We start from the raw sequence: 16,816 nt of genomic DNA, 5'->3' as shown, positions 1-16,816 counted from the left end.
GATGCAATTCAGGGCGCCCCTTCAGGAGCGATCACACCAACGCGGGCTCAGGGTTTGCGCTGCCGCTTGCAGCGCTCCGAACAATAGCGCACATCCTCCCAGACCCGCGCCCATTTCTTGCGCCAGACAAACGGTCGACCGCAGCTGACGCAGGTCTTGCGCGGCAAGTCCGATTTCTTCACCCCCTTCGGCATCAGAAATCGAACCTTGCCTGTGCCGGGTTGTCCTCACCCCGTGCCCGGCGCTTTGGCGCCCGGTCATTGACAAAATGGCGATCCTTCCGGGAGGCGTGTTTCTTCACCACCCGCGCGGCCTCGGGCCCATGCGCCGGATCCCGCCGCAGCGCGCCGATGGCCGCGCGCGCCGCACGCGCCGCCTCGGCGACATCGACAAGGGGCGGCGGATAACGCGCCGGCGGTGTCTCGGCGCGCCACGGCTCCTGCAGAACGGCATCGGGCAGATGTGCGACCTCCGGCACCCAGGCACGGGTGAACACCCCGTCCGGATCCTGATCCCGCCCTTGCTTGACCGGGTTGTAGATCCGCAGCGTGTTGATCCCGGTGGTGCCGGACTGCATCTGGATCTGGCTCCAGTGGATGCCCGGCTCATAATCGGTAAACATCCGCGCAAGATGGGTGCCGCTTGCCTGCCAGGGCAGCCAGAGATGGTAGGAGGCAAAGCTCGTCACCATGGCGCGCATCCGGAAATTCAACCACCCCGTCGCGCGGAGGGAGCGCATGCAGGCGTCGACAAACGGCACGCCGGTCTCCCCCGCGGCCCAGGCATCGAGCCTTGCCGCGTCGGGCGTCTCGGGGCGCAGCCTGTCATAGGCGCGATGCAGGGCGCGCCATTCGAGCGCGGGTTCGTCCTCGAGCTTCTGGATGAAGTGATCGCGCCAGGCGAGCCGCGACTGATAGGAAGACAAACTGCCCGACCAGCCCGTGCGCGTCCCCTTGACGGCCCGCTGACGCGCGGCCGTCGCCTGCGTGATCTGGCGGATGGAGAGCGCGCCAAGCGCGATGTGCGGCGAAAGCCGCGAACAGGCGGTGGCCCCGGACAGGGGCGAGGACATGGCGCGGCGATAGTCCTGACCGCGTCTGTCGAGAAAACTCTCCAGCGTCTGGTTTGCCGCCGCATGACCACCGGGCTGCCGCTCCGGGCACGGGTCGTGCAAACCGAGACGCGCCGTTTCGGGCCACGGATCGGAGTGCAGCGCAACCGCAGGGAGCGCACAAGGCGCGGCGAGGGCCGGTGCGGCCATCACCGCGTTGCGATGGGCTGCCCAGCGGTCCCGGTCATGCGGACCACGGATCACCGCGCTTGCCGGCAGCTCTTCCCAGCGCACCCCGCGATCGCGCGCCCAGGCCGCCACCTGCCGGTCCCGCGCAAAGGTCCAGCCATTGCCGGTTTCCGCGTGGCTCACCATCACGCTTGCCCCGGTTTCGCGCCGCAGCGTCTCCAGCACCGGGACCGCCGCGCCCACCCGGATCACCAGATCGCTGCCGCATGCGCGCAGCGCCTCGCGCAGCGACAGGACCGTCTCGCGCAGAAAGGCATAGTGCCGCCCCGACGTATCCGGGAGCTGCCAGTAGTCGGGCTCGACAATAAAGACCGGGATCGGGTCGCCCAGCGCCACCGCCCGCAACAGCGCGGCATTGTCCGCAAGCCTCAGATCACGTTTGAACCAAAGAATCGTCGCCATGAGCGACAGATAGGGCGGGCGTCGCGGAGTCCAGCCCACCCCGCGCCTCCGGCGCGCGTGTCGCACAGGCCGGCGCGCGAACGCGCGGCGCAGAGCCGGGTGACCCCTCCCGCCATTGCAGCCGGGGCGGGCACGGCCTACCTCTATCGCATCGGACCACGCCGGGTCCGCGCAACAACAGGATGCTCCCGATGAAAGATGCCGCCGCCGCAAGCCAGCCTGAAACCGTCTATCTCGCGGAATACACCCCGTTCGGCTGGCAGATCGAGGATGTGCATCTCACGTTCCGGCTGTCGCCCGGGGCCACGCGGGTGTTCGCACGGATCCAGTTTGCGCCAAATCCAGACGCACCGGATCAGGACTTCTTCCTCGATGGCGAAGAGCTCACCCTGATCCGCGCGGCGATCGACGGGACGGAGATCACCCCGGAGATCACCGCAAAGGGCTTGCGCTGCGCCGTGCCCGAGGGGCGCTTCCAGTGGGAGGCCGAGGTCGAGATCGCGCCCGACGCAAACACCGCGCTGGAGGGGCTGTATCTGTCGAACGGGATGTTCTGCACCCAATGCGAAGCGCAGGGGTTCCGCAAGATCACCTTCTATCCAGACCGTCCCGATGTGATGGCGACCTTTACCGTGCGGATCGAAAGCGACCTGCCGGTGCTGCTGTCCAATGGCAATCCCAAGGCCAGCGGCGACGGCTGGGCCGAATGGCATGACCCGTGGCCGAAACCGGCCTATCTTTTTGCGCTGGTGGCCGGCGATCTGGTCGCGCACCCGGACAGCTTCACCACGGCGTCCGGCAAGGATGTGGCGCTCAACATCTACGTGCGGCCCGGTGACGAGGACAAATGCGCCTTTGGCATGGAAGCGCTGAAGAAATCCATGCGCTGGGACGAAGAGGTCTATGGGCGCGAATACGATCTCGACGTGTTCAACATCGTCGCGGTCGACGATTTCAACATGGGTGCGATGGAAAACAAGGGTTTGAACATCTTCAACTCTTCCTGCGTTCTGGCCTCGCCCGAGACCGCGACGGATGGCAATTTCGAGCGCATCGAGGCGATTGTCGCGCATGAGTATTTCCACAACTGGACCGGCAACCGGATCACCTGCCGCGACTGGTTTCAGCTCTGCCTGAAAGAGGGGCTCACGGTGTTTCGGGACCGCCAGTTCACCGCCGATATGCGCTCGGCCCCGGTCAAGCGGATCGAGGACGCGATGATGATCCGCGCGCGCCAGTTCCCGGAGGATCAAGGGCCGCTCTCGCACCCGGTTCGCCCGGAGAGCTTTCAGGAGATCAACAACTTCTATACCGCGACCGTCTACGAGAAAGGCGCGGAGGTGATCTCCATGCTGCATCTTCTCGTCGGCGAGGAGGGCTACCGTAAGGCCTGCGATCTCTATTTCGACCGGCACGACGGCGATGCCGCCACCATCGAGGACTGGCTCAAGGTGTTCGAGGATGCGACGGGTCGCGACCTGACGCAGTTCAAGCGCTGGTACAGCCAATCCGGCACGCCGCGCGTAACGGTTTCGGAGCATTGGGACTCCGGGGACGGGCCGGAGCGAGACGCACCGGTTACCGGAGCGGCGAGCGGCGACGGGATTGCCGTCAGCGAGGAGGGTCACGGGCGTTACACGCTGACCTTCACGCAGGAGACGCGCCCCACGCCGGGGCAGGACAGCAAGGCGCCGCAGGTGATCCCGATTGCCGTCGGGTTGCTCAACCCCAATGGCGACGAAGTGCTGCCGACAACCGTGCTGGAGATGACGGAAGCCAAACAGAGCTTTGTCTTTGCCGGGCTGGCTGCCAAACCCACCCCGTCGATCCTGCGCGGGTTCTCCGCGCCGGTGGTGCTCGACCGGGACGTGAGCCGTGAGGAGCGCGCCTTCCTGCTGGCCCATGACACCGACCCGTTCAACCGCTGGGATGCCTCGCGGGCACTGGCGCGCGACAGCCTTGTAGCGATGATCACCGAGGGGGCCGGGCCGGATGAGGCCTGGCTCGACGGGTTGGAGCGGGTGTTGCGCGATGACAGGCTCGACGCGGCCTATCGGGCGCTGATGATGGGCGGGCCGACGCAGTCGGAGCTGGCGCAGGTGCTCTATGAGCGCGGCGTGACTCCGGACCCGGACGCGATCTGGGACGCGACCGAGACCTTGCGGCAGGTGATGGCCGAACGCTGGGTCGATCTGTTGCCGCGACTCGCGGCAGAAGCGAAGGTCGATGCGCCCTATGCGCCGGACGCCGCGCAATGCGGCAAGCGCGCCCTTAGCGGGGCCGTGCTGGCGCTGCAATCGCGGCTCGATGGCGGCGCGGCGGCCCAGAAGCAGTATGACGCGGCCACCAACATGACCGAGCAGATGCAGGCGCTGACGGCGCTGGTGCGCGCAGGCAAGGCTGGCGACGCGCTGTCCGCCTTCGAAGCGCAGTGGCGGCACGAACGGCTTGTCATGGACAAGTGGTTCGGGCTTCAGGTCGCCGCCGCCCCGCCCGCCGACGCGGTGGCAACCGTGCAGCGGCTCACGGCGCATGCGGATTTCGACTGGAAGAACCCCAACCGGTTCCGCGCGGTTATGGGATCGCTGACCATGAACCACGCGGGCTTTCACCGCGCCGATGGCGCGGGCTACGACGTGCTGGCCGACTGGCTCATCAAGCTTGACGACCTCAATCCGCAAACCACGGCGCGCATGTGCTCGGCGTTCCAGACGCTGTCGCGCTACGATGCCGGGCGGCAGGAGAAAATGCGCGCGGCGCTCGGCCGCATCATGGCCAAGGACGGGCTGAGTCGCGACACCTCGGAGATGGTTTCGCGGATCCTGTCCTGACCGCCATGGCGTTCCGCTTCGAGCGACAGGGCCGCAGGCCCCGGGTGGCGCTTGTCATCGCGCTTTACTGGGTGGGGCTGGCGGTGCTGTGGCTCGGGCTGGACGCGGCCCCGTGGATCCTCGCGCTGCTGGGACTGTTCACGGTTCCGGCGACGCTGGATTTTGCGACCGACCGCCGGGATTGGATCGAGATCACGCCGGGCCTGCTGCGCTGGGGATCGGGGCGACAGGAGGTCGATGTGGCCGCCGGGCGGATCGCGCATGTGCGGCTCGAACGGCGGTTCGACATGACGATGCGTGCGCGCGTCACGCTCGATTCGGGCAAGCGCATGACGATCCCGCAGGCTTGCCTGCCGCGGTCCGAGATCCTTGAAAGCGCCTTGCGGGACGCCGGCTACAGCGTGCAGCACCACCCGTTCAGCCTCCTCTAGCGCGCGCCCTGCCCGCGCGGCGTGCTGCGCCCCGCCCGGATCGGCAGCTTTGAGCCGGTGCCGGTGCGGCATTTCGGCGAACAGAAGCCCAAAAAACACAGGTTTGCCTGAACCCATACGCATCGGCCGGCGTTTTATGATCGTATGTTTCTTGTCACGCGTTTGTCAGATTGAGATGCGAAAGGCCGCTGCATGACAGACTCCATCCGCTCCCGTATCGATCCGTTGATTGCCGACCGGGCTCCCTGGCTGTTTGCCGACAGGGTCGGAACCGGCATGCTGCGCACCGGGCTTCACCGCATGTTGCGCTATGACGACACGCTGCGGCTTGGGGAGGCGCTCTCCGCGCTGCCCTCGGCCGCCTTGATGGATCGGCTCGGTCGGCTGCTGGCCCGGGAGCTGACGGTGAGCGGGCTCGATCACGTGCCGCGCCACGGGCCCGCGCTTGTGGTCGCCAACCATCCCACCGGGATCGCCGACGGGATCGTTCTGAACCATGTGTTGAGCCGTGTCCGGCAGGATGCGTATTTCTTCGCGAACCATGATATCTTGCGGGTGATGCCGCAGATGACGGACATGATTGCGCCGGTGGAATGGCGCGAAGACAGGCGCAGCCATGCCAAGACCCGCGAGACGATGCTCTATACCCGGCGCGCGGTGGCGGCGGGGCGGCTTGGGGTGATTTTCCCGTCCGGACGGCTGGCCAAGCGGCGCGGGCTGCGGTTGCATGAGCGGCCCTGGATGGCGTCTGCGGCGATGATCGCGCGCAAGTTCGATCTGCCGGTGGTTCCGGTCAACATCCGCGCGCGCAATTCCGCGCTGTTCTATATTTTCGACCTCATCCATCCGACCCTGCGGGACATCACGCTGTTCCACGAGACCCTGAACAAGGCGCGCCAGCCTTTCGAGATCACCGTGGGCGAGCCGATTTCGGCGGCGGCCCTGCCGGACCGGTCCGAGGACGGGATCGCGATGTTGCGGCGGGCGACGCTGGCGCTTGGCGGTGCGACGCATGCCGCCACCGTTTCGTTGATCGACTCGTCGCTGCGGCCCGGTCGGGCCTGATCCCGTCCGGGATCAGCTGTCCGGATCGGAGAGCGCGACCGGTTCCGGCGACAGCCTGTCCTGCGGCGCGACGATCTTTGCCTGCGCTTGCGCCGCTTGACCCGAGGCATCGCCGATGCCGGGCACCAGATCGCGCAAACCGGTATCCGGCGCGGGCGCATCGACAAGCGAGACCGGCCGCAGCACCGGGCGCAGCGAGCGCGACAGGCCGGCACAATAGCTTTGATTGCTGACCCAGCGGCGCATGTCTTCGCGCTTGCGCGAGGAATGGAACGGTCCCCAGTCGGCGGCGACACCGCGCATGCTCTTGCTCACCACACGATCGCGCGCGACGGTGCGCGACATGATGCGCAGCGCGCAGGACAGGTTGGCCTCTGGATCCTTGAGCGCCTCGCCGCTGCGCGCGCGGCAACCATAGCCCCGCGCGGTGGCGGGCGCGATCTGCACCAGCCCGAACCAACGGCCGCCGCCACCAACAGCGGTGGGACGGAAGGTGCTTTCATGCTTGGCCAGCGACGAGATCAGCCCGACCCAGAACGCTTCGCGCTGCGCGGGCCCCGCGCTGGGATAGGCCGGGCACCACGTGGCGATGTCGCGCGGGACGATGGATGGTAGGACATCGGCATGGCTGCGCAGCGCCTGCACGGCCGCCCGCGTCCAGTTGCGGCGCGCGCCGCGGTTGCCCCAGCGCGCGTCTGGCAGCACGACAACCCGCCGCGCCTTGGGACGCGGCGATTCCGTGACCGCCTGGGTCGAATGGGCAGCTGTGTCCACGCGCGCACCGGTCGGCAAGGGCGTGGCTGGATTGGCTTGAGCGACCACCGGGATGGACAGCGCAGCAATCAGGAAAATGGTTCGGATCATGGCGCGGGACTCTGCCTGCATCGCCGCGGGCTGGCAAGCGTGACCAAAAGACCCTCCCACCCCGCACAGGCGGCATCGGCGAAACCTTGCCATGCACAGGCGGGCGACAATCCCGCGTGCCAGCGCAGCATTACCCCGCGAGGCCCAAACAATCATGGGCGGGATTTCGCGGATATTAACCCTTGGCCCGCGAAGCTCCGCCATCCTGCCCCGTTTTGGTCAAGAAGCGCGGGCATTCCTTGGTCCATGATCTGCAAGAATGAGCTGCCCGAAATGCGATCCAAGACTTTGCGATTCCTTTCCGTCCCCAGCGCGCTTCGGCGTGTGAGGGATGCTGCCGAACCGATGGCCGAGGCGGCTGCTGCCGTGGTCGCGCGCGTTGTCGACGGTCCCGCCCCCACCGCGACCGACACGGTCGCACCCGTCGCGCCGGTTCGCACCGCCGCGACGCAACCGGCCGCCCCCGCCCCACAGGGCGCGCGCCCGACGCCGCCGGCCGTCGCCGGACATGACGAGGCGAGCGCCGACGCCCCGCCCCTGCCGAGCGAGCAGGCCGAGGCAGCCGCACCCGTGCCGAAGCGCCCCGTGCGGCGGCCCGGCACCCGGCGCGTTTCCCGTCCCGTCAAGCCGGTCTCGCCGATGGCGGCTCCGCGCGTCGACATCCCCTTCGTGATCCCCGGCGAGGAACATCTTGCGCGCGAAGAGCTGCGGGAGCAGGGCCAGCACCTGGCCCGTCAGGACCGGTGGGACCGGCTGTCCGACAGGCTGCTCGATCTCGACAGGCGGCGCGTTCTGACGCCGGGGCTTGTCTCGGCGGCGGCCCTTCTGGCGGAAGGCGCGCGGCTCGACGTGTTGAACGCCGCCCGCGAGGGTATCGCGCGCAACGCGCCCAAGACGGTGCATGATGCGGTGGCCGATCTTGAACAGACCCGCGCCGAATTTCCGGAATCGCCCGGGCTCGCCGCGGTGCTGGCGCTGACGCATGTGGACGTCGCACAGCTCTGGCGGGGCAATGCCGCGTTGAGCGCGCTCGCAACCATGCGCCGCACATGGCATGATCGGAACATGTCCAAAGCGGCCCGGCTCGTGGACCAGTTCGACCCGTTCGAATGCGATTCCCCGCTCTGGGCCGCGATCCGATGCGCGGTGCTGGAGGCCGATCCGATGCCCGGCGCGCGCGTCGCCGATGATTACGAAGATCTGATCGACCTCGATCCCGGCAATCCCGGTCACATGATGGCGCTGGGACGCGACCTGCACCCGCACCGGTTCGGGTCGTGGGAGGCGCTCGATCTCAATGCCCGCCGCACCGCCGCGCGCACGGGCGATCTCTGGGGTCTTGGCGCCTATGCGTGGATCTGGATCGGGGCGATGCAAACACGCTCCGGCGCACAAAGGCGCCTCGACGTCGATCTCTTCGCCGCCGGACTGCATGACATTCTCGACCGTCATGGCGACCAGCACATGGTCAACGTGCTCGCGGCTCTGACCGGTCTGGTCCTGCCGCCAGCGCGGATCGTGGACGCGCGCGAAAAGTCGGTCGGCGACAATTTCGGCTGGATCGCACAGAATCACCTGCGCGAGATTCACCCGCTGGTCTGGGCCGAGACCGCCCTGCCCGGACAGCCGACCTCCGGGCGCATGCTCCCGGAGGAGCTGGTGTCGTGTGGCAAGGCGCGGGCCCTGTCCACGCTGGCGGACCAGTTCGAGGCCCAGATGGGACGGAGCGGGTATCTCGTCGTCGGAGAAACGGGCTTGCAGGTGGCGTGACGCCAGACAGATCGCGGCGGGCGGTCTCGGCGCCAATCCACCCGGGCGCGCGCCGCTCCGGCAATCGCCCGGTTTCTTCTCCTTCCGGCCCGGCTTCCGGATGCGTGGCATTCCCTGCACCGCTCCCCGGCCCGGCCACCTGTCGCCCTGTGGCACCCGCCCGCCGCGGCCAGATCGCACAAGCAGCGCGCAGCGCGCGGCAAACCCCGGCCCGGCCGTGTCGCAACCGCCGCTGCCTATTGCCCTGCGGGCGCGCGTCGCGTAGACCGCCGCGGACCATGCGACGGATGAGGCACACGACCCATGCTTGACCTGACTTACGAGACGCCCAAGCCCAAGATCATTGCCGGCGCCAAGCACGACTGGGAGCTTGTCATCGGGATGGAAATCCACGCGCAGGTGGCCTCCGAGGCCAAGCTGTTTTCCGGCGCGTCGACCCGCTTTGGCGCAGAGCCCAATTCCAATGTGAGCTTCGTGGACGCAGCCATGCCGGGCATGCTGCCCGTGGTCAACGAATTCTGCATCGCGCAGGCGGTGCGCACCGGGCTTGGCCTGAAGGCGCAGATCAACCTGCGCTCGGCCTTCGACCGCAAGAACTACTTCTATCCGGACCTGCCGCAGGGCTACCAGATCAGCCAGCTCTACCACCCGCTGGTGGGCGAGGGTGAAGTGCTTGTGGACATGGAGCCGGGTATCGCGCGCAAGGTGCGCATCGAGCGCATCCACGTGGAGCAGGACGCGGGCAAATCGATTCACGACATGGACCCGAACATGTCCTTTGTCGACCTCAACCGCACCGGCGTGGCGCTGATGGAAATCGTCTCCCGCCCCGACATTCGCGGACCCGAAGAGGCCGCGGCATATGTCGCCAAGATGCGCCAGATCCTGCGCTATCTCGGCACCTGCGACGGGAACATGCAGAATGGCAACCTGCGCGCGGATGTGAACGTCTCGATCTGCCGTCCCGGCGCGTATGAAAAGTATCAGGAAACGCAGGATTTCAGCCATCTGGGCACGCGCTGCGAGATCAAGAACATGAACTCCATGCGGTTCATCCAGCAGGCCATCGAATACGAGGCGCGCCGCCAGATCGCGATCGTCGAAGCCGGTGGCAGCGTGGATCAGGAAACCCGTCTTTACGATCCCGACAAGGGCGAGACCCGGTCGATGCGCTCCAAGGAAGAGGCGCATGATTACCGCTATTTCCCCTGCCCCGACCTGCTGCCGCTCGAGATCGAACAGGGCTGGGTCGACGAGATCGCCGCGTCCCTGCCGGAACTGCCCGACGAGAAGAAGGCGCGCTTTGTCGGCGATTACGGGTTGTCGGAATATGACGCCGGCGTGCTGACATCCGAAGTGGTCAACGCGGCCTATTTCGAACAGGTGGCCGATGCGAGCGGTGACGGCAAGCTCGCCGCGAACTGGGTCATCAACGAATTGTTCGGACGTCTCAAGAAGGACGATCGCGACATAACCGAAAGCCCGATGACGCCGGGGCAACTGGCCGGGATCATCAAGCTGATCAAGTCCGACGCCATCTCCGGAAAGATCGCCAAGGATCTCTTCGAGATCGTCTATACCGAAGGCGGCGACCCGGAAGAGATCGTCGAGGCGCGCGGCATGAAACAGGTGACCGACACCGGCGCAATCGAGGCCGCGGTTGACGAGATCATCGCCGCGAACCCCGCACAAGTGGAAAAGGCCAAGCAGAACCCGAAACTGGCCGGTTGGTTTGTGGGACAGGTGATGAAAGCGACCGGCGGCAAGGCGAACCCGAAGGCGGTCAACGCGCTGGTGGCACAGAAACTCGGTCTGTGATCGGACGGCCGCGCCCGTCGCGGCCATCCCCTCCTGACAGCTGTCAAAGTGGCCTGTCCGGCCGTGTTTATGCGTCGGTCCGGAATTCCGGACTCCAAATTTTGGCGGAATTACGCTACGGTAGTTTCATCGCCACTGAATTGGGCGACAGTCCCACGGATTAATCGGGGCGCTGGAAAGCGATTGAAAAGACACTGCTTGAGACAGGGGGTTTTATTCCGTTTGTTTCCATCGATCAGGGCGGCGCCGAAAGGCCCGCCCTTTTTCATTTGACCGGCACAGGACGGCTCAGCGCTTAACCTTTTGACCAAATGGCAAAATCCCGGGCGGCATTGGCGCGCGTTCAAAACAGGACCGGTCCGCTTGCACAGGTTGCCTGCACACCCCCTAAACAACCCAAAGATGAATACACTGTGAGGCCTGTCACCCCAAGGGCGCAGAGCAAACGAGCGCGAAAGGTCTGTTTGAGCGCGGCAAAGCGATTCGGCCTGTCCGAATCGATTCGCGCAATCAGGGAGCGAGATCGAGCGACAGCGCGTGAATCGAAGCCACAAGCTCCTGCCCGAGGGCCGCATGCACGGCCCGGTGGCGGGATATGCGCGACTGGCCTTCGAACGCCTTTGAGCGGATAATCACGTGATAATGGCTCTCGCCGCCCTCCTGGTAACCGGAATGGCCCCGATGACGTTCGCTATCGTCCCGAACGGTCAGTTCGCTGGGATCAAACGCCGCGCGCAACCGGTCTTCTATTTGGTCGGACTTTGACATTTTTCCCGACTGCCCCCTCACATTGCTTTGAAAGCTAGTCTAAACTCTGGCCTCCGAGTCGAAAAGAGGTTCGAGATGAGCAAACCAGATCCCTTCGGTTTCGATATGTCCATCAAGTCCGCGAAGAAGAAAAATCCGCGCGGCCGCAAGAGCATGAGTGGGGAGCAGGAAACCTCCGTGCGCGTTTGCGACCATGATGGCTGCGATGAACCGGGGAAATTTCGCGCACCGAAAGCGCCCGACGTGCTGGACGATTTCTTTTGGTTCTGTAAGGACCATGTGCGCGAATACAATCTAAAGTGGAACTTCTTTGACGGCATGACCGAAGCAGAGATGAACGCGCAGGCCAGCTCCGACAAGGTGTGGGAACGCAAGACCAAGGAGTGGCGCGACCCGGAGGCAAAGGCATGGGCCCGGTTGGGGATCGAGGATCCGCACCAGGTCCTTGGCGACAAGGCGACCCGAAATCCGGGCAAGCGGGTCGCAGGCGGGCGCAAGCTGCCCCCGACCGAACGGCGCGCGCTGGAGATCCTCGAGGCGGCGGACACCGCAACCAAGGCGGAAATTCGCAAGGCTTACAAAGCCCTTATCAAGGTCTTGCACCCGGATATGAATGGCGGTGACCGCAGCCAGGAGGACCAGTTGCAACAGGTCGTCTGGGCCTGGGATCAGATCAAGGACAGCCGCAGCTTCAAGTGACGCGCTGGCGTGCATCTGGTGTTAGGGATGGACGCATGTCACTTTTGTCACCTATGATCGTACCATGGTGCAGCGTTCACGCGCTGCGCCTGTTTCAAAGGCACCGCTCACGTGAACGGGCGTTCGGTCAATCCGGGCGCCCGTTTCCTTTGCCGCGAGCTCTACCTCTGATTGCGGAACGCGGCGCGGCCAGCGCCCCCTCCTCCAAGACGGACAGAGGGTGACGCGCGCCGCCGCCGGGGTCCGCGCCCTTGATCAGGCGGGAGCAAAGGTGAGGCTCACGCCGTTTATGCAATGTCGCTTGCCCGTCGGCTGCGGCCCATCGTCAAAGATGTGACCGAGATGGGAGCCGCAGCGCGCGCAATGGCATTCCGTGCGTGCAAGGAACAGCTTGCGGTCGGTCTTGGTGCCGATGGCGTCCGGTGAAACCGCCTGCCAGAAACTCGGCCAGCCGGTGCCGCTGTCATACTTGTGCTCGGAGGAATACAGCGGCAACGCGCAGCCCTTGCACAGGAACGTGCCCGCGCGCTTTTCGTTGTTGAGCGGCGAGGTGAAGGCGCGCTCCGTGCCCTCTTCGCGCATGACGGAAAATTCCTGGGCGGTGAGCATGGCTTTCCACTCGGCGCGGCTGCGTGTGACCTCGAAACTGCCTTCGGCGGCCCGCGCTTGCGCACCGATCCCGAACAGCGCGGCGGTGGTGGCGATGAAATTGCGTCGGTTCATGAGATCCTCCCTGATCATCGTACCAGACAAGATGCGCGTCCAGCCGCCACCCGACAAGGGCGGCGCGAACACCTTGGCGTGACACGACCGGGAGAGACGCCGCCGCCGCGCCCGCAGGACCCGCCGCACCCCGCCCGGTCGGGACAGGCCGTGCCGCCCGAGTGCGCGGGCCGCGCCGATGCGGGCGCGAGATGCAACCGAATGCCCCGCTTTCCCTTGCTCCTTGCCGCGATATGTTGCACGTAGCGCAGAAGCGAGCCCCGATGAGAAGGACACAGAGACCATGGCGGACGGCACGATCGATCTCAACGCGAAACCGACCGAGGAAATGTCGGTTCGCGAGGTGTTTGGAATCGACAGTGACATGGTTGTGCACGGGTTTGCCGAGCGCACCGACCGCGTGCCCGAGCTCGATTCGACCTACAAATTCGACCCGGACACGACGCTGGCGATTCTGGCGGGGTTCCGCAACAACCGCCGGGTCATGATCCAGGGCTACCACGGCACCGGCAAATCGACCCATATCGAACAGGTGGCCGCACGGCTCAACTGGCCGGCGGTGCGCGTCAACCTCGACAGCCATATCAGCCGCATCGATCTGATCGGCAAGGATGCGATCAAGCTCAAGGATGGCGTGCAGGTCACCGAGTTCCAGGAAGGCATTCTTCCTTGGGCCCTGCGCAACCCCTGCGCCATCGTGTTCGACGAATATGACGCGGGCCGCGCGGATGTGATGTTCGTGATCCAGCGGGTGCTGGAAACCGACGGCAAGTTGACCCTGCTCGATCAGAACAAGGTGCTGACGCCGCACAAGTATTTCCGGATTTTTGCCACTGCCAACACGGTGGGCCTTGGCGACACGACCGGCCTGTATCACGGCACCCAGCAGATCAACCAGGGCCAGATGGACCGCTGGTCTCTGGTCGCTACGCTGAACTACCTGTCGATCGACGCGGAAACCGCGATCGTGCTGGCGAAATGCCCGCATTACAACAACGAGAAGGGCCGCAAGACGATCCGCCAGATGGTGACCGTCGCCGATTTTTCGCGCCGCGCCTTCATGAATGGCGAGCTCAGCACCGTGATGTCGCCGCGGACCGTGATCGCCTGGGCGCAGAACGCGGAGATCTTCCGCGATGTGGGCTATGCCTTCCGCGTGTCCTTCCTCAACAAATGCGACGAGCTGGAGCGCCAGACCGTCGCCGAGTTCTATCAGCGCTGCTTCGATGACGAGCTCCCGGAGAGCGCCGCGAGCCTGTCGCTGGGCTGAACCGACCCACGCTGATCGACCCGGAAGAGCGGGCGTGCCACAGGGCGCGCCCGTTTTTTGGTGTCCCGAGACAGCGCTGTGAGCGCGCGCGGTCTGATCAGCCCCCATGCTAGGCAAGACTGGTTCCGGCAGATCACCGAGACCGGAACAGGCGTTCACAGGGTGCTCGAAATTTCCGCTCAATTTGTCTCGATTTGCCAAAACTCTCCGCGCCGCGCTCACGGGATTACCCCTTGAAACCTGAGATTATGCGCCATTTTGACGCAAATGAACTGCTTGCTATCTGTTCCGCTCCGTTGGCGCCTCGCGACGCTTTTCCTGGCCCTTTGCGCGAGCCTGCTCCCTCCCCCGGCCCGCGCCGTGCCCTTTGACGCGGTGGATCGCGCGACGTTGTTCTCCGGCTGTATCGGGCGCTACACCGCCGAGCTGTCGCATGCCAAACGCCACGGCGGCGTAACGCATGACAACGCCACGGACGGGCTCACCGCGCGACAGGCCTTCTATGTGGATCTGCTCATCGCCGTGGATCTCGATGCGCGCGCGGCGGGATACGGGTTGGCCGCGCAGGCCATGACCCGTGCCGAGACACAGATCGCGCATAAACGGTTGCTGCGGGTGGCCCAGATCGAATCCGACCCGGCCCGAGCCGCGCAGGCGCGGCAAAATGCGCAGCGCCTGCTGGCGGTCTGCGATGCGATGGCCCCGGTCTGACACCGCCCTGTCCGGCCCGTCACGCTGACCCACAGCCGGGGCATGGCGTCGCCAGTCATGGGCATCGGGGCGCGAAAACCGGTCTGATCCGGCCCGTCATCACGCGCTCGGAATGTGGCACGGGCCAGCCGCGCTTCGACTGGCTTTCCCGATCCGGACAGGCTAGACATCCCCAAGCCCCAATCAACGCCCCGAGGCACCATGTCGAAACCCTCCGACAACCCCGCCGATCCTTTCAAGAAAGCGCTCGCCGAAGCCACCAAGGTGATGGCGGATGACCCGGACCTGTCGGTAAGCTACACCGTCGATCCCTCGGGGGTCTCCGGCGATGCGATGCGCCTGCCGCAAATCTCGCGCCGCATGACGCGTGACGAGGTGATGCTAGCGCGCGGCACCGCCGATGCGCTGGCGCTCTACCGGCGCTATCACGATGGCGCGACCCATGCCCGCTACGTGCCTCAGGGCGACATGGCACGCGAGCTCTACGAGGCGATGGAAACCGCCCGCTGCGAGGCGATGGGCGCGCGCGACATGCCGGGCACGGCGGGCAATATCGACGCCAAGATCGGCCATGAAGCCGCACGGCGCGGCTACGGCCAGGTTCGCGACTCGTCCGACGCGCCGCTTTCGGTGGCCGCGGGCTACCTGATCCGGCATCTCGCCACCGGGCGCGACCTGCCTGCGGATGCGGCCAATGTCATGGATCTGTGGCGCGGCTTCATGGAAGACCACGCCTCGGAAACCCTCGGCGCGCTGGAAGACACGCTCTCCGATCAGGCCGCCTTTGCCAAATTCGCCCGCCAGGTGATTTCCGATTTCGGCTATGGCGATCAGCTTGGCGACGATCCTGACGATTTCGACGATGACAGCGACGACCAGGGCGAGGAAGACAGCGCCGACGATCAGGAGCCCGACAGCACCGGTCAGGATGACGACGAGTCCGAAGATGCCGACGCCAGCCCGGAACAATCGCAGGAAGACACCGCCGACCCGAGCCAGGCGCAGGTCTCCATGGACGACGCCGCCGATCAGGAAATGGGCGAGGAGGTCGAAATGCCGGAAGGCGAGGCCCCGCTCGACCCGCCGCCCCCGGCTCCAATTTCCGAGGCCGACCCCGATTACGCAGTCTACACGCAGGATTTTGACGAGGAAATCGCCGCCGAAGAGCTCGCCGAGCCGATCGAGCTGGAACGTCTGCGCGCCTATCTCGACCAGCAGCTCGAACCGCTCAAAGGGGCGGTAAGCCGACTGGCCAACAAGCTGCAACGCCGCCTTCAGGCGCAGCAGAACCGGTCCTGGGAGTTTGACCGCGAGGAAGGCATTCTCGACGCAGGGCGTCTGGCGCGCGTGGTGGCGAACCCGACCACGCCGCTCAGCTTCAAGGTCGAGAAAGACACCGAGTTCCGCGACACCGTTGTGACGCTGCTGCTGGACAATTCCGGCTCCATGCGCGGGCGTCCGATCTCCATCGCGGCGATCTGCGCGGATGTTCTGGCGCGCACGCTGGAGCGCTGCTCGGTCAAGGTCGAGATCCTCGGCTTCACCACGCGCGCGTGGAAAGGCGGACAAAGCCGCGAAGCGTGGCTGAATGCGGGCCGCGAACAGCAGCCCGGTCGTCTCAACGATCTGCGTCATATCGTCTACAAACATGCCGATGCGCCGTGGCGGCGCACGCGCGACAATCTCGGCCTAATGATGAAAGAAGGGCTGCTGAAGGAAAACATCGACGGCGAGGCGTTGGAATGGGCGCATCGGCGCATGGTGGCCCGGCACGAGGCGCGCAAGATCCTGATGGTGATCTCCGACGGCGCGCCGGTGGACGATTCGACCCTCTCGGTGAACCCGGCAAATTACCTCGAAAAACATCTGCGCGATGTGATCGCGATGGTCGAACGGCGCCGCGCGGTGGAACTTCTGGCCATCGGCATCGGCCATGACGTCACCCGCTATTACGAGCGGGCCGTGACCATCACCGATGTGGAACAGCTCGCCGGCGCGATGACCGAACAACTCGCCGCCCTGTTTGACACAGACCCGCGGGCGCGGGCGCGCTTCGCCGGGATGAAGCGCGCAGGTTGATCGCGCCGACCGGACGGCGCGCGCGCGCCCGGTCCCGCATCAGCGCCGGACCGGGCGATGACAACCGCCCGACACCGGGCACCGC

Annotated in this window: 14 protein-coding genes; 9 read left to right on the top strand and 5 right to left on the bottom strand. The window is 65.8% G+C overall.

Annotation, left to right across the window (positions count from 1 at the left end):
- Window positions 1-47: 47 nt before the first annotated feature.
- Both J1C49_RS03120 and J1C49_RS03115 read right to left on the bottom strand, forming a co-directional pair.
- Window positions 48-194, bottom strand: a complete 147-nt coding sequence (locus J1C49_RS03120) for a DUF2256 domain-containing protein (protein WP_227444338.1) — start codon at window positions 192-194, stop codon at window positions 48-50.
- A complete protein-coding gene (locus tag J1C49_RS03115) occupies window positions 194-1,702 on the bottom strand; it encodes an FAD-binding domain-containing protein (RefSeq protein WP_227444337.1) in 1,509 nt (502 codons plus the stop codon). Before J1C49_RS03115 ends, J1C49_RS03120 begins: the two co-directional genes overlap by 1 nt.
- 191 nt (window positions 1,703-1,893) lie before the next feature.
- Between J1C49_RS03115 and pepN the strand changes: the two genes are divergently transcribed.
- From pepN to J1C49_RS03100, 3 genes are all read left to right on the top strand, one after another.
- A complete protein-coding gene (pepN, locus tag J1C49_RS03110) occupies window positions 1,894-4,533 on the top strand; it encodes an aminopeptidase N (protein WP_227444336.1) in 2,640 nt (879 codons plus the stop codon).
- Window positions 4,534-4,538: 5 nt separating this feature from the next.
- Window positions 4,539-4,964: a hypothetical protein gene (locus tag J1C49_RS03105; RefSeq protein ID WP_227444335.1), complete on the top strand. Its 426-nt coding sequence runs from the start codon at window positions 4,539-4,541 to the stop codon at window positions 4,962-4,964.
- Between the two features lie 192 nt (window positions 4,965-5,156).
- Window positions 5,157-6,029, top strand: coding sequence for a lysophospholipid acyltransferase family protein (locus J1C49_RS03100; protein WP_227444334.1), 873 nt, complete (start codon window positions 5,157-5,159; stop codon window positions 6,027-6,029).
- Window positions 6,030-6,041: 12 nt separating this feature from the next.
- Here J1C49_RS03100 and J1C49_RS03095 read toward each other — a convergent pair whose 3' ends face one another.
- Complete coding sequence (locus J1C49_RS03095) at window positions 6,042-6,893, bottom strand: transglycosylase SLT domain-containing protein (RefSeq protein ID WP_227444333.1); 852 nt, start codon at window positions 6,891-6,893, stop codon at window positions 6,042-6,044.
- A gap of 345 nt (window positions 6,894-7,238) precedes the next feature.
- Here J1C49_RS03095 and J1C49_RS03090 point away from each other — a divergent pair, with 345 nt between their 5' ends.
- Together J1C49_RS03090 and gatB are read left to right on the top strand one after the other, a co-directional pair.
- Window positions 7,239-8,663, top strand: coding sequence for a hypothetical protein (locus J1C49_RS03090; RefSeq protein WP_227444332.1), 1,425 nt, complete (start codon window positions 7,239-7,241; stop codon window positions 8,661-8,663).
- Window positions 8,664-8,966: 303 nt separating this feature from the next.
- Complete coding sequence (gene gatB / locus J1C49_RS03085) at window positions 8,967-10,481, top strand: Asp-tRNA(Asn)/Glu-tRNA(Gln) amidotransferase subunit GatB (protein WP_227444331.1); 1,515 nt, start codon at window positions 8,967-8,969, stop codon at window positions 10,479-10,481.
- A gap of 510 nt (window positions 10,482-10,991) precedes the next feature.
- On the opposite strand, the gene J1C49_RS03080 is transcribed toward gatB, so the two are convergent.
- Window positions 10,992-11,249 carry a BolA family transcriptional regulator gene (locus J1C49_RS03080; protein ID WP_227444330.1) on the bottom strand — a complete coding sequence of 86 codons (258 nt, stop codon included), beginning with the start codon at window positions 11,247-11,249 and terminating at the stop codon, window positions 10,992-10,994.
- Window positions 11,250-11,324: 75 nt separating this feature from the next.
- On the opposite strand from J1C49_RS03080, the gene J1C49_RS03075 reads away from it, so the two are divergent.
- Complete coding sequence (locus J1C49_RS03075; protein ID WP_227444329.1) at window positions 11,325-11,948, top strand: J domain-containing protein; 624 nt, start codon at window positions 11,325-11,327, stop codon at window positions 11,946-11,948.
- A 255-nt stretch (window positions 11,949-12,203) separates the two neighbouring features.
- Here the strand turns inward: J1C49_RS03075 and msrB are convergent, their stop codons facing one another.
- Window positions 12,204-12,671 (bottom strand): peptide-methionine (R)-S-oxide reductase MsrB, encoded by a 468-nt coding sequence (gene msrB, locus J1C49_RS03070; RefSeq protein WP_227444328.1) that lies wholly within the window; start codon window positions 12,669-12,671, stop codon window positions 12,204-12,206.
- Between the two features lie 283 nt (window positions 12,672-12,954).
- Between msrB and cobS the strand changes: the two genes are divergently transcribed.
- From cobS to cobT, 3 genes are all read left to right on the top strand, one after another.
- Entirely contained in the window at window positions 12,955-13,941 is a 987-nt protein-coding gene (gene cobS / locus J1C49_RS03065; protein ID WP_227444327.1) for a cobaltochelatase subunit CobS, read from the top strand.
- A 360-nt stretch (window positions 13,942-14,301) separates the two neighbouring features.
- The gene (locus J1C49_RS03060) at window positions 14,302-14,652 is read left to right on the top strand and encodes a hypothetical protein (RefSeq protein ID WP_227444326.1); all 351 of its coding nucleotides are present in this window, start codon (window positions 14,302-14,304) and stop codon (window positions 14,650-14,652) included.
- A gap of 201 nt (window positions 14,653-14,853) precedes the next feature.
- Window positions 14,854-16,731: a cobaltochelatase subunit CobT gene (gene cobT / locus J1C49_RS03055; protein ID WP_227444325.1), complete on the top strand. Its 1,878-nt coding sequence runs from the start codon at window positions 14,854-14,856 to the stop codon at window positions 16,729-16,731.
- Window positions 16,732-16,816 lie beyond the last annotated feature (85 nt).

The sequence above is a fragment of the Cognatishimia sp. F0-27 genome (assembly GCF_020667845.1).
Lineage (GTDB): Bacteria > Pseudomonadota > Alphaproteobacteria > Rhodobacterales > Rhodobacteraceae > JAFMPQ01.
The sequence above is the reverse complement of the archived record's forward strand: the minus strand, read 5'-3'. Positions and strand labels throughout refer to the sequence as shown.

Coding starts and splice junctions, on each gene's coding strand:
- msrB (WP_227444328.1), bottom strand. CDS start 12,671: ATGAACCGACGCAATTTCATCGCCACCACCGCCGCGCTGTTCGGGATC.
- gatB (WP_227444331.1), top strand. CDS start 8,967: ATGCTTGACCTGACTTACGAGACGCCCAAGCCCAAGATCATTGCCGGC.
- J1C49_RS03090 (WP_227444332.1), top strand. CDS start 7,239: ATGGCCGAGGCGGCTGCTGCCGTGGTCGCGCGCGTTGTCGACGGTCCC.
- pepN (WP_227444336.1), top strand. CDS start 1,894: ATGAAAGATGCCGCCGCCGCAAGCCAGCCTGAAACCGTCTATCTCGCG.
- cobT (WP_227444325.1), top strand. CDS start 14,854: ATGTCGAAACCCTCCGACAACCCCGCCGATCCTTTCAAGAAAGCGCTC.
- J1C49_RS03105 (WP_227444335.1), top strand. CDS start 4,539: ATGGCGTTCCGCTTCGAGCGACAGGGCCGCAGGCCCCGGGTGGCGCTT.
- J1C49_RS03100 (WP_227444334.1), top strand. CDS start 5,157: ATGACAGACTCCATCCGCTCCCGTATCGATCCGTTGATTGCCGACCGG.
- J1C49_RS03080 (WP_227444330.1), bottom strand. CDS start 11,249: ATGTCAAAGTCCGACCAAATAGAAGACCGGTTGCGCGCGGCGTTTGAT.
- J1C49_RS03075 (WP_227444329.1), top strand. CDS start 11,325: ATGAGCAAACCAGATCCCTTCGGTTTCGATATGTCCATCAAGTCCGCG.
- J1C49_RS03095 (WP_227444333.1), bottom strand. CDS start 6,893: ATGATCCGAACCATTTTCCTGATTGCTGCGCTGTCCATCCCGGTGGTC.
- J1C49_RS03120 (WP_227444338.1), bottom strand. CDS start 194: ATGCCGAAGGGGGTGAAGAAATCGGACTTGCCGCGCAAGACCTGCGTC.
- J1C49_RS03115 (WP_227444337.1), bottom strand. CDS start 1,702: ATGGCGACGATTCTTTGGTTCAAACGTGATCTGAGGCTTGCGGACAAT.
- cobS (WP_227444327.1), top strand. CDS start 12,955: ATGGCGGACGGCACGATCGATCTCAACGCGAAACCGACCGAGGAAATG.